Source organism: Rhizobium sp. KNZ2-6A (genome assembly GCF_056755475.1).
On record NZ_JBNDIC010000012.1, the window covers coordinates 1 to 20103 of the forward strand.

25 protein-coding genes are annotated in these 20103 nt (G+C 59.3%); 10 read left to right on the plus strand and 15 right to left on the minus strand.

Annotated features, from left to right (window positions below; all coding sequences use genetic code 11):
* The 5 genes from ACPYOP_RS10510 to ACPYOP_RS10530 form a co-directional block, all read left to right on the plus strand.
* Positions 1-322 (plus strand): NUDIX hydrolase (locus tag ACPYOP_RS10510; RefSeq protein WP_481410327.1); only part of this gene is annotated, 322 nt, incomplete at its 5' end.
* Between the two features lie 104 nt (positions 323-426).
* Positions 427-921, plus strand: a complete 495-nt coding sequence (locus ACPYOP_RS10515; protein WP_481410328.1) for a P-loop NTPase family protein — start codon at positions 427-429, stop codon at positions 919-921.
* A gap of 170 nt (positions 922-1091) precedes the next feature.
* Positions 1092-1442 (plus strand): ArsR/SmtB family transcription factor, encoded by a 351-nt coding sequence (locus ACPYOP_RS10520; RefSeq protein WP_481410329.1) that lies wholly within the window; start codon positions 1092-1094, stop codon positions 1440-1442.
* Positions 1435-1953: an SRPBCC family protein gene (locus tag ACPYOP_RS10525; RefSeq protein WP_481410330.1), complete on the plus strand. Its 519-nt coding sequence runs from the start codon at positions 1435-1437 to the stop codon at positions 1951-1953. Before ACPYOP_RS10520 ends, ACPYOP_RS10525 begins: the two co-directional genes overlap by 8 nt.
* A 242-nt stretch (positions 1954-2195) precedes the next feature.
* Positions 2196-3242, plus strand: a complete 1047-nt coding sequence (locus ACPYOP_RS10530; protein WP_481410331.1) for an isopenicillin N synthase family dioxygenase — start codon at positions 2196-2198, stop codon at positions 3240-3242.
* 63 nt (positions 3243-3305) lie between these two features.
* Here ACPYOP_RS10530 and ACPYOP_RS10535 read toward each other — a convergent pair whose 3' ends face one another.
* Together ACPYOP_RS10535 and ACPYOP_RS10540 are read right to left on the minus strand one after the other, a co-directional pair.
* Complete coding sequence (locus ACPYOP_RS10535) at positions 3306-3626, minus strand: 2Fe-2S iron-sulfur cluster-binding protein (RefSeq protein ID WP_481410332.1); 321 nt, start codon at positions 3624-3626, stop codon at positions 3306-3308.
* A 38-nt stretch (positions 3627-3664) separates the two neighbouring features.
* On the minus strand, positions 3665-4897 hold the full coding sequence (locus ACPYOP_RS10540) for a cytochrome P450 (RefSeq protein WP_481410457.1): 1233 nt from the start codon (positions 4895-4897) through the stop codon (positions 3665-3667).
* Between the two features lie 122 nt (positions 4898-5019).
* Here ACPYOP_RS10540 and ACPYOP_RS10545 point away from each other — a divergent pair, with 122 nt between their 5' ends.
* The gene (locus ACPYOP_RS10545) at positions 5020-5901 is read left to right on the plus strand and encodes a helix-turn-helix domain-containing protein (protein ID WP_481410333.1); all 882 of its coding nucleotides are present in this window, start codon (positions 5020-5022) and stop codon (positions 5899-5901) included.
* A 149-nt stretch (positions 5902-6050) separates the two neighbouring features.
* Positions 6051-6977, plus strand: a complete 927-nt coding sequence (locus tag ACPYOP_RS10550) for a cation diffusion facilitator family transporter (RefSeq protein WP_481410334.1) — start codon at positions 6051-6053, stop codon at positions 6975-6977.
* A 51-nt stretch (positions 6978-7028) separates the two neighbouring features.
* Here the strand turns inward: ACPYOP_RS10550 and ACPYOP_RS10555 are convergent, their stop codons facing one another.
* The 5 genes from ACPYOP_RS10555 to ACPYOP_RS10575 form a co-directional block, all read right to left on the minus strand.
* Positions 7029-8192 (minus strand): acyltransferase family protein, encoded by a 1164-nt coding sequence (locus tag ACPYOP_RS10555; RefSeq protein ID WP_481410335.1) that lies wholly within the window; start codon positions 8190-8192, stop codon positions 7029-7031.
* Between the two features lie 139 nt (positions 8193-8331).
* Positions 8332-9144, minus strand: a complete 813-nt coding sequence (locus ACPYOP_RS10560) for a class I SAM-dependent methyltransferase (RefSeq protein ID WP_481410336.1) — start codon at positions 9142-9144, stop codon at positions 8332-8334.
* A gap of 92 nt (positions 9145-9236) precedes the next feature.
* Entirely contained in the window at positions 9237-9995 is a 759-nt protein-coding gene (gene phnF / locus ACPYOP_RS10565; RefSeq protein WP_481410337.1) for a phosphonate metabolism transcriptional regulator PhnF, read from the minus strand.
* A gap of 248 nt (positions 9996-10243) precedes the next feature.
* Positions 10244-11053 (minus strand): MBL fold metallo-hydrolase, encoded by an 810-nt coding sequence (locus ACPYOP_RS10570; protein WP_481410338.1) that lies wholly within the window; start codon positions 11051-11053, stop codon positions 10244-10246.
* Between the two features lie 52 nt (positions 11054-11105).
* Positions 11106-11474 carry a nuclear transport factor 2 family protein gene (locus ACPYOP_RS10575; RefSeq protein ID WP_481410339.1) on the minus strand — a complete coding sequence of 123 codons (369 nt, stop codon included), beginning with the start codon at positions 11472-11474 and terminating at the stop codon, positions 11106-11108.
* A 176-nt stretch (positions 11475-11650) separates the two neighbouring features.
* On the opposite strand from ACPYOP_RS10575, the gene ACPYOP_RS10580 reads away from it, so the two are divergent.
* A complete protein-coding gene (locus ACPYOP_RS10580) occupies positions 11651-12532 on the plus strand; it encodes a LysR family transcriptional regulator (RefSeq protein ID WP_481410340.1) in 882 nt (293 codons plus the stop codon).
* Positions 12533-12742: 210 nt separating this feature from the next.
* Here ACPYOP_RS10580 and greA read toward each other — a convergent pair whose 3' ends face one another.
* Positions 12743-13225: a transcription elongation factor GreA gene (gene greA, locus ACPYOP_RS10585; protein ID WP_481410341.1), complete on the minus strand. Its 483-nt coding sequence runs from the start codon at positions 13223-13225 to the stop codon at positions 12743-12745.
* 123 nt (positions 13226-13348) lie between these two features.
* On the opposite strand from greA, the gene ACPYOP_RS10590 reads away from it, so the two are divergent.
* Together ACPYOP_RS10590 and ACPYOP_RS10595 are read left to right on the plus strand one after the other, a co-directional pair.
* Positions 13349-13807 (plus strand): DUF1801 domain-containing protein, encoded by a 459-nt coding sequence (locus ACPYOP_RS10590; RefSeq protein WP_481410342.1) that lies wholly within the window; start codon positions 13349-13351, stop codon positions 13805-13807.
* A gap of 174 nt (positions 13808-13981) precedes the next feature.
* Positions 13982-14608 (plus strand): LysE family translocator, encoded by a 627-nt coding sequence (locus ACPYOP_RS10595; protein ID WP_481410343.1) that lies wholly within the window; start codon positions 13982-13984, stop codon positions 14606-14608.
* 140 nt (positions 14609-14748) lie between these two features.
* Here ACPYOP_RS10595 and ACPYOP_RS10600 read toward each other — a convergent pair whose 3' ends face one another.
* The 7 genes from ACPYOP_RS10600 to ACPYOP_RS10630 all read right to left on the minus strand — a co-directional run bounded on the left by ACPYOP_RS10600 (position 14749) and on the right by ACPYOP_RS10630 (position 20089).
* Positions 14749-15585: a bifunctional allantoicase/(S)-ureidoglycine aminohydrolase gene (locus tag ACPYOP_RS10600; RefSeq protein ID WP_481410344.1), complete on the minus strand. Its 837-nt coding sequence runs from the start codon at positions 15583-15585 to the stop codon at positions 14749-14751.
* Positions 15586-15675: 90 nt separating this feature from the next.
* A complete protein-coding gene (locus ACPYOP_RS10605; RefSeq protein ID WP_481410458.1) occupies positions 15676-16266 on the minus strand; it encodes an ankyrin repeat domain-containing protein in 591 nt (196 codons plus the stop codon).
* A 207-nt stretch (positions 16267-16473) separates the two neighbouring features.
* Positions 16474-17925, minus strand: a complete 1452-nt coding sequence (locus ACPYOP_RS10610) for a sensor histidine kinase (RefSeq protein WP_481410345.1) — start codon at positions 17923-17925, stop codon at positions 16474-16476.
* Positions 17922-18596, minus strand: coding sequence for a response regulator transcription factor (locus ACPYOP_RS10615; RefSeq protein ID WP_481410346.1), 675 nt, complete (start codon positions 18594-18596; stop codon positions 17922-17924). The genes ACPYOP_RS10610 and ACPYOP_RS10615 overlap by 4 nt, the downstream gene beginning before the upstream one ends.
* Positions 18597-18743: 147 nt before the next feature.
* Positions 18744-19088, minus strand: coding sequence for a type II toxin-antitoxin system RelE/ParE family toxin (locus ACPYOP_RS10620; RefSeq protein WP_481410347.1), 345 nt, complete (start codon positions 19086-19088; stop codon positions 18744-18746).
* Positions 19075-19350, minus strand: a complete 276-nt coding sequence (locus ACPYOP_RS10625) for a type II toxin-antitoxin system ParD family antitoxin (RefSeq protein WP_481410348.1) — start codon at positions 19348-19350, stop codon at positions 19075-19077. Before ACPYOP_RS10625 ends, ACPYOP_RS10620 begins: the two co-directional genes overlap by 14 nt.
* An 82-nt stretch (positions 19351-19432) precedes the next feature.
* The gene (locus tag ACPYOP_RS10630) at positions 19433-20089 is read right to left on the minus strand and encodes a class II aldolase/adducin family protein (RefSeq protein ID WP_481410459.1); all 657 of its coding nucleotides are present in this window, start codon (positions 20087-20089) and stop codon (positions 19433-19435) included.
* Positions 20090-20103: the final 14 nt, after the last annotated feature.

The following is a 20103-nucleotide window of genomic DNA, read 5'->3' on the forward strand; positions in this document are numbered from 1 at the left end:
CCGCGAGATCGAAGAGGAAATCGGCTGCACGGCCACCGTCGGCCCCTTGCGCTTCATCATCGAAAACTTCTTCGAACTTGCCGGACGGCGCGTTCATGAGGTCGGCTTTTACTACGAGGCGGAACTCGCGCGGCCGCTTCCATTCCACGAAACGGACATCGTGCATCGGGTGAAAGACGGCAGCGCCGAGCTCGAATTTTGCTGGGCACCATCCACGCGGGCCGGGCTCGATCAATTCGAACTGGTACCGCCGACCTTGCGCGATCTCATCGAGGCTATGCCGACCGGCATTCGACATTTCGTACGTAGAGACGGTGCCTGAATGGTAGCGATTGATGTAAATTGCAAAGACAACAGAATGACCCCATAACATGGGGGCATCTCCGCCAGACTCCCGATAAGCTCAAATCTTCAGGCCTCTATTCGATGTTGCGCATCGCCATTCTCGGAAATGCAGGCGGTGGAAAATCCACCCTCGCCCGTAAATTGGGCGAGGGACACGCAATTCCCCACTTCGAGATCGACCAGCTCCTTTGGCAGGAAGGCTGGGACCCAGCGCCATTTGAAACTTACGCCGAACAGCACGAACGGATCATCGCCGGTGAGAACTGGGTTATCGATGGATTGGGGCATCGGAACTCGATCCCGGCGCGGTTAGGTCGTGCGACCGAGATCATTCTCGTTGACATGCCGCTCTGGATGCATTTCTGGCTCGCCGCGGAGCGGCAGATCGCGTGGCAATCAGGCAAGCTCGAGCATGCGCCCGGCGGACTTTCGACCATGCCCCCGACACGGGATCTGTTCCGGACCATATGGGACATCGAGCAGGACTGGATGCCCGACATCCGCAGCCTTTGCGCTGAAGCGCGGGATGCTGGCAAAAGGCTCACACTGATCCAGAGCGTCGAAGAGTTGATCTGAACCAGCGCCGTGAAGCCGTTCATGTGAGTGGCATTCGAGGAACCACTGCCTCAATTCCTCCCTTCTGCCGCGATGCGACACCTGATCATCCGATTGACAATTTGAGAAGAGATGCGCTCGCCGGAAGATTAGGTATTGACCTAAGTGTCAGAGCCCCTATAGTTAGGTACATGCCTAACAAAAGCCTGTCCATCGAAAGCACCTTCAGCGCACTCTCCGATCCAACGCGACGAGCGGTGGTTCAAATTCTGAGCCGTGCGCCTGCAACAGTCTCTCAACTAGCCGGTTCCTTCGCCATGGCACTGCCGTCGTTCACTCAGCATCTCGGCATTCTGGAAAAGGCTGGCCTCATCGTTTCGAGAAGGGAGGGGCGGACGCGTATCTGTTCGCTCAATCCAAAGGCCCTGCAGGATGCGGAGGACTGGTTGGCGTCCAATCGGCGTCAATGGGAAGAACGCTTTGACCGCTTCGAGGCGCATCTGGAAAACATGAAGAAAGAGAAAGGGAAATCGAATGAATGATCACGCCAAGAACAACATCTCGGACTGGGCTTCCTGGCCTTTGGAAAGGGAAGTCGTCATTGCCCGTGTCGTTGACGCGGACCGAGAAGCCGCGTTTCTCGCATGGACCGATCCATCGCAGATCGTGAAGTGGTTCGGACCCGATGGGTTTCGCATCGAAACACATGAGATCGACATCCGCGCGGGCGGCTTGTGGCGATTTGACATGGTTGCTCCGGACGGCACTCGCTTCTCCAATCGCATGGAATTCCTACGGATCGAAGCACCAAAACTGATCGAAGCCAGCCACGGCACGGACGCCGCTGACGACCCGGACCGCTTCCGAATGCTGATTACCTTCGATGAACAGGATAACGGTAAAACCGTCGTCACCCTGCGCCAGATGCATCCGACACCGGAGCGCCGCGCCGTCGTCATTGGATTCGGTGCAGTTCAATATGGCGCCCAGACGTTGGACAAACTTGCAAATCACCTCGCGGAGAAATCCAGCGTTTCGGATGCCAGGAACTGACCACCAGGAATGCCGAGGCCATAGACGAAGTCCGAGTTTGTCTCGTTCCTATCGAGGTTGGCCGCTGTTCCGGCGAGTAGCACTCGCAGGAACAGCGGCCGCAAAAACCCATTCCAACAGATCTGCGTTCTTTGAGATTATCTTCTTTGCCTTCGTGACGGATGGATTCTAGCTTCGACCTGAATGACGAAGTTGCCATCTGGAAAGACAGCAACAGGATCACCTTGCAAGAGGAGCAACCGTTGACCCCTAACACGACGCCGATTGGCTCGGACACATCGCTGCCGACACTCGATCTGTCGCGATTTTATGCCTCGCCGTCGGAACGCCGGGCGTTCGTCGCGGAGCTTCGCACGGTGCTCCATGATCACGGCTTCTTCTATCTGACGGGCCATGGTGTCGATCCGAAGCTGATCGAAAACGTCGTTGCCACCGCGAAGCGCTTCTTCGCGCTGCCGCTCGAAGAGAAGCTCAAGATCGAGATGGTGAAGTCGCCGCATTTCCGAGGCTACAATCGGGCTGGACAGGAGCGGACCCGCGGCGAGCGGGACTGGCGTGAGCAGCTCGACATCAACACCGAGAGCGCGCCTTTCGAACTTGGTCCGGATACGCCGGCCTGGCGGCGACTGCAGGGGCCAAACCAGTGGCCGGAGGCGCTGCCTGAGCTCAAACCGCTCCTGCTGGCCTATCAGGCAGAAGTGACCCGTATCGGCATCGATGTGCTGAAGGCGATCGCCGCAGCTCTCGGCCAGCCGGAAAACGTCTTCGCCGATATCTATGAGCCGCAGCCCTCACAGCTTCTGAAGATCATCCGCTATCCGGGCCGCGATGTCGCCGAAACGGATCAGGGCGTGGGCGCCCACAAGGACGGCGGCTTCGTGACCGTATTGCTCCAGGATACGACACCCGGCCTGCGGGTGCGCACGGAAGACGGCGTGTGGATCGATGCTCCGCCGGTGCCCGGCACCTTCGTCATCAATACCGGCGAATTGCTGGAGCTTGCGACGAACGGTTTCGTTCGCGCCGACGTGCATGATGTCATCGCACCGCCTGCAGGCGTCGAACGCTTCTCCGTCGCCTTCTTCCTGGGCTCCCGGCCGGACGCCGCGATCCCCCTCATCGAATTGCCGGATGAGTTGAAGCGCGCCGAGCGTGGCATCTCGGTCGATCCGCTCAATCCGATCTTCCGCGAGGTCGGCCAAAACCAGCTGAAGAGCCGGTTGCGGTCACACCCGGATGTCGCCCGCGCCCATCATGCCGATCTGCTCGCATCGGAACGGTCGGTTTAGGCTAGATAGCCTCAAGATTTAGCCGAGGTCGCTACATCAGCGACCTCGGCTCAATGATAGCCCCTAGTGCTGGCTATCCGGCACGACGACGCGCATGCCGTCGACTACGCTGCTTGCAAGGATCTGACAGCTGAGACGGCTGTTGACCGTCGGCTCCATGACGAATTCGATCATCGCCGCCTCTTCTTCGGAAGGCGGCGGCAGGAGATCGAGGTGTGGCTGCTCGACATAGCAATGACAGGTGCCGCAGGCCAGGGCGCCGCCGCATTGCGCCACGATGCCATCGATACCGCTCCGGACGGCGGCGGCCATCACCGTCTCGCCATCCTGGGCCTGCACACGCGTCTCGCGACCGGCGGAATCGATGAACACGATTTCACACATTGTATTCTCCGTATTCTCCATGCTTTCGGCAAAACCGATCAAGCGGCAACGAGCCTGATGTCGAGGCGTTTCGGGCCGCGCACCGACAGACCGCGCTTATAGGCGGGGTGTTCATCCAGCAGTTCGATGGAGCGCGTCCGCTGCAAGAGCGTCGAGAAGATAATCTCCATATCCAGCCGGGCAAGGTGATTGCCAAGACAGAAATGCGCGCCGCCACCGAATGCCAGATGGCGATTGGGATTACGCTCGACATTGAACCGATCGGGCGCCTCGAATTGTTCAGGGTCGCGATTGGCCGCGCCATACAGCAGGCCGACCTTCGTGCCTTTCGGCAGTCGCTCGCCGGCAATCGTCTTCTCCTCGGTGAGATAGCGGTGAAAGAACGGCAGCGGCGACTCGAAACGGAACATCTCCTGGATGGCTGTCGACATGATGCCCGGCGTTTCTCGAAGTTTGGCCAGGGCGTCGGGATATTGCAGCAGCGCATGCATGCCGCTGCCGAGCACGTCGATCGTCGAGCCATGGCCGGCCATTAGGATCAGCATGCAGGTGGAAACGAGCTCGTCTTCGGTCAATTCACCGGCGACATGCGCCTCGGTCAGCCGACAGAGAAGATCGTCGCGCGGGTTGCGCGTGCGATCGGCAATCAGCTCTTTGAGCAACTCGTAGAACTCCGTCGTCGCACGTTCGGCGGTCGCCTTGCGTTCCGCGCTGCGATCGACATCGAAATATTGCACGACCTCTTCCGACCACTTGCGTAGCTGCCCGGCATATTCCTCCGGCACGCCGAGAACCGAGCCGATGATGTGACCCGGAACCTGCGAGGCGAGATCCTCGACGAAATCGATCGTGCCGGCTTGCAGGAGGCGATCGAGCAGCCGGTCGACGAATTCCTGTATCATCCCGCGCTGGCGAGCGACGAGCGCGGGCGTGAATTCACGAAACACCTTGCGGCGCAGCCGGTCATGGGTTTCGCCGTCGGAATCCAAAAGGCTGAATTGCACGAAGCGCGAATGGTTCGGCATGTCGTGCCAATTCTGCCGCACCTTCTGTTCCTGTATCTCTTCCGGGGAGAGAAAGAATTCGAGCGAGCGCACGAGCGTCTTGTCGCCGGCGGCGGTGGCGACATCCTGATAGCGCGACAGCAGCCACATGTCGAAATGCTCGTAATAGACCGGGCCTGGGCTGGCGCGCAGCTGGCGGTAGGAGGCATAGGGGTCGTCCGTGAACGCTTGCGAGAGCGGATCAAATGCTGGGGTTGCCGTCGACATGCTCAGGACCTCGTCCATTCTGGTTCATCGGCCACAGATTACAGCCTCGAACGGCGAAAAGACATGGATGCGAACCGCAGCCATATGGATAAAACTCTCATCTCCGGATAAGACCTGACGGCATGACCGATGAAGCAATCCCAGACGATATTTCCGCTGTGGACGACGTCTTCTTCCAGACGCCGGGCAGGCTGTCCCGCGCCCTGCCCTATGCGCTTCTCGCCGCCGGGCGGCGCATCTGCACGCCCGCGGAAATGCCGATCGCCCATCGCTTCAACCAGCATACTCTCATCCTGACCCTCAGCGGAAAAGGCCTGTTGCAGGTCAACGATCTCTCAAGCGCCCTGCATGAAGGGACGATCGCGTGGCTGGATTCCTCGATGCTCTATTCGCATCGCTGTGAACCGCGCCATTCGCACTGGTCCTATCTCTGGGTGGGGTTCGCAGGACACGGACTCGATACGCTGTTCGACAGTCTGGGCGTGATCGCCAATCCGGTCTTTGGCATTTCGAGCCCGCGCGATCCACGGGCGCTGTTCGAAGACATCCTCCGGGAAGTGGAGACGGGCAGTTTCCTCTCGGACAGCCGATGTTTTGCCCTGCTTGCGCAATTGATCTCGCTTCTGATTTCCGAACGCGCGGAACATGGCGAGCTCAGCGGCGCAGCCCAACGATTGCAGCGCGTCGTGGAATTGGTCCGCGCCGACCTCACCCGCCCCTGGACGGTGGGTGAGCTCGCCATCGCCGCCCATCTGAGCCAGGCGCAGCTGTTTCGCCGCTTTCGTCAGAGAATGGGGACGACGCCTCTCGATTGGCTCCGCCACGAGCGCGTGAACGCCGCGAAGCGTTTGCTTGTTATAACCGATGAGCCGATCGGCAAGATCGCCGCCCAATGCGGCTATCCCGACCCCTTCCACTTCGCCCGCGACTTCAAGAAGCTGGTTGGCGTCACGCCGAGCGAATTCAGGCGGCAGGGTCAGAGCGCTCGGCTTCGCGAACCCTGATCAAAAACCCCGTTTTGCCTCCGCATAAAGAAGAAGCTCTCTTGCTATCGTTCGCCCGGATTGGCTCAGCCTATATGACGCGCTAAAAGTCCGTCGAGCCTGCAAAATTATCTGAAACGCATACCGCGTCTCTCGTCGGAGATTGAAAAGTGACAACCGAACAAAGCGTCCTGCGCATCTCCATTATCGTGACCTTCGTTCTGGCGGTCGCCGGCATTGTCTTCGGTCTTCTCTCCGGTTCCTATGCGATCGTCTTCGACGGCGTCTACGCGCTTACTGATGCAAGCATGACGATCGTCGCGCTGATCGTCTCCAACCTGATCGTGTCCTCCGCAACGAACACGGCCTCCGGCGGCAGGTTCGCCAAGCATTTCACCATGGGTTTCTGGCATCTCGAACCCATGGTGCTTGGCCTCAATGGCGTCTTGCTGACGGGAGCCGCGGTCTATGCCCTGATCAACGCAATCGGCAGCATCATGGCCGGCGGTCGGCATCTCTCCTTCGATCAAGCCATCATCTATGCGGTGCTGACCATGATCATCGCCTTCCTGATGGCAGGTTGTGGCAGGCGTGCGAACGAGAAACTGAGGTCCAGTTTCATTGCACTCGACGCCAAGGCCTGGGTGATGACGGGCTGCTTAAGCGGGGCGCTGCTGCTCGCCTTCATCTTCGGCTTTTTCATTCAGGGGACACGCCTGGAATGGATGTCGCCCTATGTCGATCCGGCCGCACTCGCGCTGGTCTGCCTCATCGTCATCCCCATGCCGATCGGCACGATCAAGCAGGCGTTTGCCGATATTCTGCTCGTAACGCCTTCCGATCTGCGGGAACATGTCGACCGCGTCGCTACCGACATCGTCCAACGCTACGGTTTCGAATCCTACCGCTCCTATGTCGCCCGCGTCGGCCGCGGCAAGCAGATCGAGCTTTATTTCATCGTGCCACCGGACGGGCCTGCGAAGAAGCTGGAGGAATGGGACCATATTCGCGACGAGATCGGCGATGCGATCGGTGACGAAGGCCCGGACCGTTGGCTGACGATCGCCTTCACGACCGATCCCGAATGGGCCGACTGAGCAATGGGACGGATGCTTCGAACCGATGCCAAGCATCGCTTGCGACTTTGCCTAGGCGCTCTCGGTGTCTACCGCCGGGAGAGTGCCAGTTGGCATACGCGGCCGCCCGGAGCGAAGCACGAGACGCTGGATGCGGCTGGTAAGCGGTTTCTCAACGGCCCAGAAGAGTAGCAGGGAAAACAAGGCAGCCGCGAGCGTGGCGAATATAACGAACAGGCCGAGAGGAAGAGCTCCGCCGAGCGCCTTCGCCCAGATGGCTCGCATCGGCCGCAGGATAAAGGGGTGGGCAAGATAGAGACTATAGGAGGCATCTCCCAGGGCGACGCCCCATAGGACGAGCTTCCCCTGAGGCAGGAGAGGGCCGATTGCGGCCGCAAGAACGAATAGCGCCGCAGGCAGGCCGCATCGCAGGAATTGCGGCAAGGTCGCATCGCTCCAGGGGTCGGAGATACGTACGAAGCCGAGAAGACCGATGGCCATGAGCCCGAGTGCTCCGGCACCGCCGATCCTGATGCCGCTGCGAAAGATCAAGGCGACATAGACACCGAAGAGGAACTCAAGAATGATGGGGTTCGTCCAGAAGGCTATCTGGACATGGCCTGGATCGATGAGCCCTCCGACAAGCGCCATGCCTGCCATCAGCACCGACAGCCAGATGATGCCCAGCCTTATCGGCAGCAGGAGCGCGGCCGCAAAGAACACATAGAACAGCATCTCGTAATTCAGCGTCCAGGCGAGTGCAAGCACCGGCCTGATTTCATCCGCGCCACGCCCGGACGGAATGAAGAAATAGGATGCCAGGACATGGAACACGGAGCCGATGGGAACAGCCAGCAGCGAGGGTGCTACGAGCGCGCCGATAAGCATGAGGCTCGTCAGCAGCCAGTAGAGCGGGATCACGCGGGCGCAGCGCCGCAGGAAGAAACGCAGCGGAGCGCCGCTCTTGCCGAACTCCGACGCGGCCGTATGGGTCATGATGAAGCCGGAGAGGACGAAGAATATGTCCACCCCGAAACCAAGATTCCATGCGGAGCCATCGACCGCTGCCCGCCCTGTCGCCCCCGCCAGCATCCCGGTCTCGTGCAAGGCGTGAGCCACGACAACGGACAAAGCGGCGAGCGCGCGCAGCACCTGAAGATTCGACAGCAGGCGAGACGACCTACCGGCATCACCGCCGGCGGCCGGACCCTCAACTATTTCCCTATAAAACCACACCGGAAATCTCAGTAAATATCGTCTTGGATCTCCTCTTATGACCCTAGACGATATAACAACCCGTCGCCGCGCGCTTAAATCGGCAGCCTTGCTTTAAATCATAGTTATTCTTCAGTTAAGCTTGCAGACGCTGGGCAGGTTAGGCAGCGGCTAAAATGATATGCGCTTGAATCTTGGCCGCAACTTCGCCGTTGCCATGCCTGTCTGCGATCGCGGATGCGGCATAGTCGGTTGCAGCCTCCAGGCTTCCCGCTTCCCTGGCCTCGATTTCATTGCGAAGAAGCGTTCCCTGACAATAGGCAACGGCTGGAATGCGCGGCGAGGATGCACGGCTCTGTTCGGCTCTCGTTTCGATCACCACATCTGTAAAACCGGCATTCTCGAGATCGCTGCGAATCCGCTCTACGTCGTGATAGCCATGCGGGGTGCGTGCCAGGAAACGCGGCGGATCGTTCGGGAAAATCCGAGCCAGAGCGTTCGTTACCTCATTCGCAAATATATTCTCCTCGAGGCGATCCCAGACGTTGAACAGGAAATGCCCTCCGGGCTTCAAAACTCGTTTTGCCTCGCGATAGGCCGAGACGCGATCGGGAAAGAACATGGCGCCGAACTGGCAGCAGACGAGATCGAAGGACGCATCGTCAAACGGCAGCGCCATGGCGTCTGCCTGCCGCCAAGTGATGCGGCTGTCGGGAGCCTGCCGCGAACGGGCATAGTCGAGCATCGGTTGATTGAGATCCGTGACGACATAGCGTGCATCGGGGGATAGTTTAGGCGCCAATACGCGGGTGACAGCCCCGGTGCCCGCGGCAATTTCGAGGACCGCGCCCGGCGCCAGGGACGCTGCCCGTCGGGCAAGATCTGCGGCGTAAGGTTCGAAAATCAACGGCACCATATAGCGGTCGTAATTTTCCGGGATCGAGCCGGCGAATAGCTTGTCCGTCTCCAACATTGCCATGCCCCCTGCGCCCTTACAGGCCATTACATTAGCATATCGCAACGGAGGCGTCATTCTCAGCGTCGCACTGGTGCAAGCCGCGCCAATCAGCCCCCATCACCGCGCGCAAGAACGTCCAGAAGCTGGCTGGTATTGTCGATCGAGAATTGCACGCGCTCGCCCGGCCATACGGACTCGGAATAAGAGATCGGCGTGCCCTTGAGATCGACGTCCACTTTTCTCGACACGGCCACAGGCTGCGCCATGGACTGGCGGAGCTGCTTCGCCTCCTCGCTTGTCGGTAGGCGGACGATGATGTCGGTGCGCAGGCGGATATAGTCGGGGATACCATACTCGGCCAGAATGACGGTTACGCTCCGCCCGCTGCGCCGCGCGTCATCGAAGCCCGGAAAACGGCGCACCGGATAATAGGCATGCGAATAGTTGATCGGCTCCTCGTCGGCAAAGCCGCACCGGACGATATGGTAGACGGGCTCGCCATGGGGAAGCCGCAAGGCGTCAGCGATCATCTCGGAGGCTGGAACGACCTCTTCATGGATGGCCTGCCCAAGCGGCTCCCTGCCCTGATCGAGCAGATTCTGAGAAAAGCGCGTGCGCTCCGACAGACGGTAGTCGAGACGGCTATCCCTGACAAAGGTCCCACGCCCCTGCTCGACCAGCACGAGCCCCCGGCTCTCAAGACGGGCAATGGCGCGCCGTATGGTGTGGCGCCCGACGCCGAAGCGCTCCATCAGGTCGGATTCGGTTGGAAGCTGTGCCTTTGGTGACAGCCGGCCGGTCAGAATATCCTCGGTAATATCGTTCTCGACCTGTTGCCATTGACCGTGCAGCAACTTTTTCCGCATGCCCGCCCTTCCGAATTTAGCCATGTCATTCGAATGTCGAATATTGCTACGGCATCGTTTTTCATCTCTACCCGATGATGGAGATCCGATAAACAGTGCCGGAAGTCAATTTCACCATGAGGCGTTGGCGTTTAGCCAAGTTCTCCTTGGGTGTCATTTGTCATCGCTACGTAAATATCCGAATGAATGCGCGCCCACGCGTTGCTGCGGCGGAGCATGATGTGCAAAGTCAATTCGGCGATTGGCGACTACATGGCCGAGATGAACGCATATCCGTGCCCCTCCTTGACTATTCTGCCGATGCCCGGTCGCCCCAGGTGAGCGCCGGCAAGCCAAGTGTGTGCAGCCTCTGCGTCTTGGAGCAGCCTGATCCGGCTAGCCCTCGCTATGGACTGGTCAGCGTCATAGGCCCAGGTGAGTTCGGGACGGGCAAACTGTGCAGCAGGAGCGTGGATCACGTCGCCGCAGAATAAAATATCGTCCTCGCCAGTGCTGAGGAGATAACCCATATGGCCCGGAGCGTGCCCGGGTATCGCCATCGCCAGCAAATGATCGTCCAGCCGGTCTCCTCCGTTGATCGGGGCCAGGAGTGGCTGAAAATCCGCCAGTCCTGGCTCGGCGAGGAAATCCTCGACGGCGGCCTCCGCAATCACGATCTTGTTTAAGTTTCTAAATGCTCGCCGCCCGTCAGGCGTAACAAGACCATTGATGTGGTCGCCATGGGCATGGGTGAGGGCGACCATCGTGATGGACGATGTGTCGATGCCAGCCTCGCACATAGCCTCCTCGAGGTGGCCCATGGACGGGTCCCAGCTTGTTCCCGCTCCACAATCTATCAAAACGCGGTCGCTGCCAGGGCGATCGAGCAGGAAGCAGTTGACGGACAGGCGAACGAGCGCCTCTTCCCGCCGTGGCGATACTATCGGCGTAGATATTTTGCCGTTCGGATATCTGAGCAATTGGGCCGGCAGGTCGACATATCCGTCGGAAAGCGACCAAACCTTCGATGATCCCGAAGCACAGGCCATGATGTTGGCGCTTTGAGATAGAAATTTCATGGGCAACCTGCCAAGCCGGGCGTTTCAATTTTCTATTGCGGCACTGAAGCCGTTACGTTTTCGAAGTCATCACCTTCTGAACGATCTTCCAGGTTCCGTTGACCTTCAAGCATGACAATAGGTCCGTGAAGTGGCGCGGCGGTACCTGCAATTTCACCTTCAGAAGCGCGAGATCTCTTTCGACGTCAATTGATAGGATCTCGTCGTCACGTTCCGCGCCCTGCTGTTTTGGAGCTTCGGCATTACGCACGACTGCTAACCACGTCGCAATCGGCGTCACGCCCACGTCGCCGTCGTCGGCGACCTTCGTCACGGAGCTCAAGGGGTGAAATAGGGATGCAAATTTCTCAGCATCCATTTCATAGGCGGCGTCAAAATAGATCTGCGCCAGGGTGCGCAAAGCGCAAACATCGGTATCCATGGTCACCTCGTTGTCCGGTCAAACTATTATGCGTGCCGCAATTCCGTGCCGAGCCCCGGAGAGGCCGAAGCGTGGAGAAGTCGACCACATCAGCTTGTTGATCAAATCTAGGGCACAGACGCTTATGAGGAAAGATACTTTTGACGGGATGGGGTCATGAATGATATTCATAAATAATGGGGAACTACCTGGATGAACTCGCTATTTTTGCAATCGTCGCCAGTGAGCGAAGCTTTACACGCGCTGCGGTGAAGCTGGGTGTCTCCCAGTCCGCCCTGAGCCACACGATCAGGAAACTTGAGCAGCAACTCGAGATCCAGCTTCTTGCTCGGACTACCAAGAGTGTAGCGCCGACCGCTGCCGGCGCAGCTCTTCTGGAGGATCTGTCTCCGGCGCTTGAGCAAATTACTCGCGCGCTAGACAAAGCCCGGAGCGTGCGCCACCGACCCGCGGGACGCCTTAGAATTGTAATGTCACGGTCGGCTGCTGTGATGGTATTGTTGCCGAAGCTCACCGCATTCGCCGAGGCTTACCCTGACGTCGTTCTCGACGTTGTCACCGTCACTGGTCCCGTCGACATCGTCGCGGGCGAGTTTGATGCTGGTATTCAACTCGGCGAATATGTTCAAAAGGATATGATTGCGGTGCGCGTCTCGCAGGAGTTGCGTTTGGCGGTGGTGGGGTCGCCCGGCTATTTTGCGTCACGAAGCATTCCTCGGAAGCCCAAGGATCTAAATGATCATCGATGTCTGAACCTGCGTCTTCCCAACGGTCCGTATCGGTGGCAGTTCGAGCAGGGACGCAAGGCGGTCACAATCGGTGTGAACGGCCCGCTCATAATCGACGATACCAACCTCGTGATTCAGGCGGCGCTCACCGGAGCCGGCCTTGGGCTCGCATATGAAGAACAGGTTATGGAGCATGTTGCTGAGCACCGCCTCATTCGGGTGCTGGAGAATTGGACGCCCCCTATTCCCGGTTTCTTCATGTATTACCCCAGTCGCCAGCATCAGCCCGCTGCGCTAACTGCGCTAGTGAATGCCCTGCGATGCTCTTAAAAAACGGGCCGGTACGCGCGGGATCGATTTAAAGGTGGTGCGGGTGGCCGGGGTCGAACCGGCACTCCTCTCGGACTTGGATTTTGAAGGGGGTCGCGTCTACAAACTGCGGCGCCGTTGCTATAGTCCGATGCTTCAGCAGATGCCGATTTCCGGTATCTGCTGAAGCGCAAAACCGGTATTTCGGATCAGCGTGAAAAGAGACGGAGGCTATTCGATCGCGGTGATCTCCAGCTCCTCCTTGCCAAGGCTGACGACATCGCCAACCTTCTTTCCCATCAGCAGCCTTGCAACGGGTGATACGTACGAAATCGATCCCGCCCTGGGATCGGCTTCATCCTCTCCGACGATGCGGTATTTCTGCACGCGGCCGTCTTCCCGCCTATAGGTCACCGTGCTCCCGAAGGCGGCGACGTCAAACGAGCCGGGAGTGGCAACGACTTCGGCCGTGCGAACCCTTTCCGCGAAATAGCGCGCATCGCGCAACGGAATGGCGGTCTGCCGCCGACGTTCATTGATGTCTTCGATGGCGTTTGCTGTGTCATACGCTTTTCGCGCTTCCTGAAGCTGCAGTTCCAGCGCCTTCAATCCTGCTTCCGTAACAAGGTTCGGATGCTGGGAAATGGGTCGATCGGGCAGCACGGTTTCCGCTGCCGCCTCGGCACTTTCTTCCTTCATGAACGCTGTGCTCAATTTCAAGCTCCATTTCGACGCTTTGTACTCTTTCGATGTCTCCGACGGCTCGGTCTGGATGATGGAGGCGATCGGCAAATCAGCCCTATACTATAGACCAGACAGCAACCTTGGAGAAATGCAATGGCCGATAGAAAGCCCAAGTCACCGGCAAAGGCGCCGTCCACGCCGGCGTCAACGGAACCGAAACTGCTTTCAGGCGGCAATCCGCAGATCGCCAAGGGCGATGGCGACGCGCCGGTGCAAGCCTATATCGCCGCCATGCCGGGCTGGAAGAACGAGGTCGGACGCCGGATCGATGCGCTCGTCGTCCAAGCCCTCCCCGAGGTTCGAAAAGCGGTCAAATGGAATTCGCCATTCTATGGCATCGAAGGCAATGGCTGGTTCCTGAGCATTCATTGCTTCACGAAATACGTCAAGGTCGCCTTCTTTCGCGGCGCATCGCTGCATCCGATCCCGCCCGGGGAATCGAAAAGCAAGGAGACACGCTACCTCAACCTCCATGAGGACGATACGCTGGACGAAGCGCAGTTTACCGACTGGGTGGAGCAAGCAAGCCGGCTGCCCGGTGAGCGTATGTAGGTCGCCGCTGACCGCGGGCGCGACGGTAAACCGCCCCGAACGACAAATGCCAAATCCGAAGTGACTCTTGCAACAGCTCGCAAATCGAATAGTCTTCAACCACCCATTCGTGACGGACGCAAATCACCGCTTTCGCGAGCTTTGCCCATAAATCATCAACATGAGAAGAGATCGATGATTAGCCTCGGTGTTTTGACGACGTATATCTTGGTAGTGCTCGGTCTGATGGTCATTCCCGGGCCTGCCACGCTGCTCACGCTCGCCAGAGCCGTCAGTGGCGGCAAGCGTGCCGGGCTGGCAACCGGCCTTGGCATTGCCACCGGCGATCTCTTCCATACGATGATGGCGACCTTCGGATTGTCGGCGCTGCTCGCCACATCCGCGCTGGCCTTTGAGATCGTCAAATATGCCGGCGTCATCTATCTGATCTATCTCGGCTTCAAGGCCTTTATCGAAAAGAGCGGCAGCATTGATGTACCGACCGCGCAGGCCATCACGCCCATGCGCGCGTTTCGGCAAGGTTTCTTCACCGAGATCCTCAACCCGAAGACGGCCCTTTTCTTCCTGGCATTCCTGCCGCAGTTCATCCATCCCGAAAGTGGCTCCGTCATCGCGCAATTCGCGCTGCTCGGCACCATTTTCGTCGTCCTCAGCATCGGCATCACGTCGCTTCTGGCGATCGGCGCCGGATCGATCGGCGGCTGGCTGCGCCGCAACCGCACCATCGGACGCTGGCAGGGGAAGGTCATCGGCACGATCTATATGGCCCTCGGCGTCAGGCTTGCCCTGCAGCAGCAGTGATACGCTTTCACAGTAACTAACTGAAGCATACGGGCTGTCGTCTGCCGATCTCGCCGCTGCGGCCAGCGATACCTCGTGCAATAACCGCGAACGGGCAAAACCCGACGCCGAAAGCGCCGGGTTCCCGAATATCCTCGAGCTTAACGGCGCGAACCGAAGGGACGAAGCGCCATGTGGCGGTTGACGTCCTTGTAGAGCAGGTAGCGGAAGGGACCAGGGCCGCCGGCATAGCAGGCCTGCGGGCAGAAGGCACGCAGCCACATGAAGTCGCCGGCCTCCACCTCGACCCAATCCTGGTTCAGACGATAGACGGCTTTGCCTTCCAGCACGTAGAGTCCATGCTCCATGACATGGGTTTCCGCAAAGGGAATGACGGCGCCGGGCTGCAGGGTGACGATCGTCACATGCATGTCGTGACGCAGGTCGGAGGGGTCGACGAAGCGGGTAGTCGCCCAGCCTCCGTCGGTGCCCGGCATGGCCGACGGCGTGATGTCCTTCTCGTTGAGGATGAGCGGTTGCGGATAATCCAATCCCTCGACAGCCTCATAGGCCTTGCGGATCCAGTGGAAGCGGGAATGCGTGCCTGCGCGGTTATGCAGCGACCACTTCAGACCCGGCGGCAGGAAGGCATAGCCGCCTGGCTGGAGCACATGCTTGCCGGAAGGCAGGGTCAGTTCGATCTCGCCGGCGACGACGAAGAGCACGCCTTCAGCCTCGGCATCCTGTTCCGGCCTGTCGCTGCCGCCACCCGGCGCCACCTCCATGACATATTGCGAAAAGGTCTCGGCGAAGCCCGAAAGCGGCCGGGCGATCACCCAGCAGCGGGTGACGTTCCAAAAGGGCAGATAGCTCGTGACGATGTCCTGCATCACGCCCTTGGGGATGACGGCATAGGCCTCCGTGAATACCGCCCGCCCCGTCAGGAGATCGCTCTGCGGCGGATGACCGCCAAGGGAAGAATAATAGTTTCTTTGCATCGTCTGGACCCTTCATTCTCATGGTTTCGCGGAGGCTGCGGCATACGCCTCCGCCATATAGCGGATTGCGCTACAAGCGGAAATGCCGCGTTACTTGGCCCCTGCTTTCTCTAGCAATTTCCCAATCTTGTCGTAGCCGCGGCTGTGGGCATGTTGAAGCGGCGTCACGCCGTCATTGTCGGCGAGATTGACGTTTGCGCCGGCACCGATCAGCAGTTCGACGATCCGAATGTGAGACGGACCGCCGTCGCTGAGGATGATCGCTTCCAGCAGGGCCGTCCAGCCGAGGCGGTTGACGTGATCGACATCGACCCCGGCCTTGATCAAGGCATCGACCGTTTCGACATGGCCGCGCTCGGACGCGGGAATGAGTGCCGTGCCGCCATAACGATTGATGCTTTTGAGGTCCGCGCCATGGGCGAGCGTGAGCTTGAGAATCTCAAGATGGCCGCGGGCGCCGGCATAAAGATAGGGGCTGTCCTCAATCTCGTCCTTGGCATTGACGTCGGCGTCCGCCTCGATCAGCGCCCGCGCGGCCCCCAGCTTGTTGCCATGCGTCGCGACAAGCAGTGCCGTCGCGCCGCTTGCGTCCCGCGTCTCGATGGCAGCACTGCTGGCGAGCAGTTCCCGGATGGCGGCGACGTCGCCCGCTGCGGCCGCCTTATGTAATCGAAGATCCATTGTATCGCCGAAGGCAAGGAAAGGGGTGCAGACAGCCGTCAGGAAAAGCCAGGCTGACAGCAAAAATTTCAACATGCCTCATCCCGTTATGTTTCCATCTGAACTTAGCAGGGAACTCCGCTTCAGAAAATCGAATATCCAAGCCGGGACCGCTGAGAAAATGAAAACACTTTCAGGATTTTCCGTTGTTACGGCCGAGCCATAGCCTCACCGTTTTCCGCGCCAGCCCTTATCCGCCACCACGACCGAGGGAGGGATGGAGCCGATCTCAAGGCGCACGCAGAAGCCCCGGAAAGTGTCGAGGAATGAAACTCTTCCACCGTGAATCTCGGCCGCCTTCTTGACCAGATTCAGCCCCAGACCAGCCCCGGAGGAACTGGCATTGATGCGGCGAAACGGCTCAAAGACGCGATCGCGCTCCGCCAGCGGTATGCCTGGACCTTCGTCGCAGACATCGATCGTGCCGGCGGCACCGACCCGAACGATGATCGACCCTTTTCCTCCCGCATGATCGATCGCATTTCGGATCAGGTTGACGACCGCCATCTCGATCGTCGAGGTCTGGATCACAAACACCGCTTCCTCGGGGCTCGGCTCGAAGTCGAAATCATAGCCGGCATCCATCGCAATCGGCGCAAGATCGGCGGCGATGTTCTCGACCAAGACGTTTAGATCTTTCTTTTCCGCACGCAGCTCGACTGCACCGATGGCCTGCATTTCCAGAAGTTGATGCGCCACGCGGGAGAGGCGGTCGATATCCTCTCGAAGCTGATGGCTCACCTCTGCCTCGGGGAGAAGATCGGCCCGCGTCCGCGCAATCGCAATCGGCGTTCTCAACTCATGCGCGGCGTCTGCGAGGAAGCGATTATGCCTCTTATACCCTTCATCCAGCTTGGAAAGCGCGTGGTTGAACGCGTCCACCAGCGGAATGATCTCGGTCGGCACCTTCGAACGCTCGAGCCGGGCTGAGCGGGTATCGAAATCGATCGCCTGCGCCTGTGTTGCCGTTTCCACGAGGCCGCTCAGCGACCGGCCGACGGCGCGCGGCGTGACGAGCAGCGTTGCGATGCCCGTGAGCGCCAGTATGGGAAACACACCGATGAAGATGACGAATGCCAGAGCCGGCAGTACACTCAACCAATGGATTTCGCCATGCGGCCCCTTGGCGACCTCGACACGCATATTGATCCACACATTGAGGCCCTCATTGTCAAAGCCGCGTTCCGTCGCCGCCATGATCTGCAGCTTGCCGGCCGAAGTCTCCCGGTTCTCGACCGTGGCATGCGCGCCGTTGCCGGCTTCCACCCTGGCCCGGTCGATCGTCCGGGGAAAGCTTTCCTTGAGAGCGACTGCCGGTATCTCCCCATATTGAAGGAGGAACCCCTTGTCGTCGCGGACGGTGAACCAGAGTTCCGGATAGCGCTGCTTCAGCTCGACGACCTCGTGTGTCTCGGCCACCTGCAGCTGCCCGTCATCATCCCTTGTAACCTGTTGCGCGACGACACGGACGGCTTCTTCGTTGGCATCCTCCAGCTCCGGATTGATGATCCAGATCCAGCCGACGAGAAGAACGAAAAAGAGAACGAGAATAAAAGCCTGCAAGACGATGAGGCGTTTTATCAGCCCCCACCGCAACGACCGGCTGCGCTCTGACCTCATGCCTTGGTCCGGATGAGATAGCCAATGTTTCGAACGGCTCTTATCTCGACCGTGGCTTCGGCCAGCAGGAGCTTCTTTCGGATTCGCGAGATGTGCGCGTCCAATGCATTCGATCCGATTTCGTCCTCTAACGCATAAACCGCCTCGACGAGGTTCGGCCTCGTGACGATACGGTTCGGACGGCGCATCAGCGCCTCCAGCACCAGATATTCGCGCCGGGGAAACTCGACAAGCGACCCGGCAATGGAGATTTCATTGCTTCGCGGATCGACACTGAGATTGCCGAAGCTCAAATATCTGTCGGAAAGCGTGGGGCCGCGTCTTTGCAGAGCGCGCAGGCGGGCGAGCAATTCCTCGATGGCGAAAGGTTTGGCAAGATAGTCGTCGGCCCCACTATCAAGTCCGTCCACACGATGGTCGACGGTGCCGAGAGCGGTCAGAACAAGGATCGGCACGGGATGTTTGCGTTGACGAAGCGCCGCAACAAGATCGAGGCCCTCGCCATCCGGCAGGCGACGATCCAGAACCAGGACATCATAGGTCCCCACGCGGGCCATGGCCTCGGCATCGGCAATCGTCCGGACATGATCGGCGAGCACATCGCGGCGCCTCAATGCCTCGAGCAGCGCTCGAGCCATTTCGGGCTCATCTTCAAGAAGCAAGATTCGCAATGACGTTTTTCCCCCAAAGAACGGCGCTTGCCATCCTTTGCCCCACTGACAGCCAAAGATTGCAGCTACATTACACGCAGATTTAGGAAGTGGTACTGGGTTGCGCCGGTTGTTGCCGGCGACAGGACATGATTGAGGCGCCGGTCGCTAACTTTCCAGCAAGCGCACCAGCATTCGCCTGATATGATCCTGGCCGCCAAAGAAAATCGTGGCGACGACGATCGTCCGACGTTCTTCGATCGGCAGAAACCAAACGGCAGCCTTGTCGCGCCGCAGGAAGCGAATGCCGGGATGGATATCCGATCGCAATGTTCCGATGTAAGGCGTCTCGGCCAGCCGATCGATCGCCAGACGAAGCTCGCGAATACGGTCGGCGGCGCGCTCGAGCGCTTCCTCGGGCGCATCCCCGAGGTCCATATAGGCCGCGAACAGATGATCGAAGATCAGCTCGAAATCGCGGTCCGCCTCTCTCGAGTATTCAAGATTCCACACGAAGAGCGCGCCGCTTCCGCTCGATCATGCTTTCGATCCGCTCTTCCATGTCCGTCACAGAGATTTTCGGCCCATCGACCCGGCGCTGGATGAGGGTGCGGAGCGCCTCCGTCTCTGCCACCTCCGCCTCGGTTTTTTGCCGAAGCAGCTCCAGGCCCTGCTGGAGGACGGAGCTCAAGCTGGAATAGCGTCCCGTCTCGACGAGCGAGCGGGCGAATGCATCCTGCTGATCGGTCAACGATATCGACGACTTGACGCTCACTGGCTATCTCCTTCAAGTATTAAAGTGCTACCCAGTCGCACACATGTCAAGGCGCCGCATCAAGAGGACCTCAGGCCGAGGGTTATTGCCGCCGCTTCGCCGTGTCGTTGACGCCGCCCAAATCCGGCGCCATTCCATAGCTCATATTCTTCATCTGCTGGATGACGCGCGCCATCTCCTCGTCATCGAGAATGGGAGGCTCGCCGAGCGTCAGCGCCTGTACGTAAAGGCGCGACAGGGTTTCGACTTCGATGGCGAGCGCAAGCGCGGCCGCCGGCGTCTTACCGAGCGAGATCTGTCCATGCTGACCAAGCAGGCAGGCGAGCCTGTCCTGCAGCGCCTCGATGGCCGCATCCGAAAGCGCCTGGGTGCCGAAGGTAGCATAGCGCGCGCAACGGATCGTCGTGCCTCCGGCGACACCGGTCATATAGTGGAAGCTCGGGATGGTCTTGTGGTGCACGGCAAGTGTGGTCGCGTAGACCGAATGGCAATGGAGAATACAGTCAATGTCCTGGCGGGAGGCAAGGATATCACGATGGAAACGCCATTCCGATGACGGCCGGCGTTCACCCTCGTAACTGCCGTCAAAGTACATCTGCACAAGATCCTTCGGCTGCATCACGTCATAGGGAAGAGATGTGGGCGTGATCAGGAAGCCTTTGGGATTGCGCACCGACATGTTGCCGGCCGTTCCCTGGTTGATGCCGGATGCGTTCATCCGGCGGCAGATCTCTACCATTTCCTCGCGCTGGG

Coding starts and splice junctions, on each gene's coding strand:
- ACPYOP_RS10590 (WP_481410342.1), top strand. CDS start 13,349: ATGGCCGATAGAAAGCCCAAGTCACCGGCAAAGGCGCCGTCCACGCCG.
- ACPYOP_RS10580 (WP_481410340.1), top strand. CDS start 11,651: ATGGGGAACTACCTGGATGAACTCGCTATTTTTGCAATCGTCGCCAGT.
- ACPYOP_RS10570 (WP_481410338.1), bottom strand. CDS start 11,053: ATGAAATTTCTATCTCAAAGCGCCAACATCATGGCCTGTGCTTCGGGA.
- ACPYOP_RS10520 (WP_481410329.1), top strand. CDS start 1,092: ATGCCTAACAAAAGCCTGTCCATCGAAAGCACCTTCAGCGCACTCTCC.
- ACPYOP_RS10605 (WP_481410458.1), bottom strand. CDS start 16,266: ATGGATCTTCGATTACATAAGGCGGCCGCAGCGGGCGACGTCGCCGCC.
- ACPYOP_RS10600 (WP_481410344.1), bottom strand. CDS start 15,585: ATGCAAAGAAACTATTATTCTTCCCTTGGCGGTCATCCGCCGCAGAGC.
- ACPYOP_RS10595 (WP_481410343.1), top strand. CDS start 13,982: ATGATTAGCCTCGGTGTTTTGACGACGTATATCTTGGTAGTGCTCGGT.
- ACPYOP_RS10575 (WP_481410339.1), bottom strand. CDS start 11,474: ATGGATACCGATGTTTGCGCTTTGCGCACCCTGGCGCAGATCTATTTT.
- ACPYOP_RS10515 (WP_481410328.1), top strand. CDS start 427: ATGTTGCGCATCGCCATTCTCGGAAATGCAGGCGGTGGAAAATCCACC.
- ACPYOP_RS10610 (WP_481410345.1), bottom strand. CDS start 17,925: ATGAGGTCAGAGCGCAGCCGGTCGTTGCGGTGGGGGCTGATAAAACGC.
- phnF (WP_481410337.1), bottom strand. CDS start 9,995: ATGCGGAAAAAGTTGCTGCACGGTCAATGGCAACAGGTCGAGAACGAT.
- ACPYOP_RS10525 (WP_481410330.1), top strand. CDS start 1,435: ATGAATGATCACGCCAAGAACAACATCTCGGACTGGGCTTCCTGGCCT.
- ACPYOP_RS10545 (WP_481410333.1), top strand. CDS start 5,020: ATGACCGATGAAGCAATCCCAGACGATATTTCCGCTGTGGACGACGTC.
- ACPYOP_RS10630 (WP_481410459.1), bottom strand. CDS start 20,089: ATGGTAGAGATCTGCCGCCGGATGAACGCATCCGGCATCAACCAGGGA.
- ACPYOP_RS10535 (WP_481410332.1), bottom strand. CDS start 3,626: ATGTGTGAAATCGTGTTCATCGATTCCGCCGGTCGCGAGACGCGTGTG.
- ACPYOP_RS10560 (WP_481410336.1), bottom strand. CDS start 9,144: ATGTTGGAGACGGACAAGCTATTCGCCGGCTCGATCCCGGAAAATTAC.
- ACPYOP_RS10540 (WP_481410457.1), bottom strand. CDS start 4,897: ATGTCGACGGCAACCCCAGCATTTGATCCGCTCTCGCAAGCGTTCACG.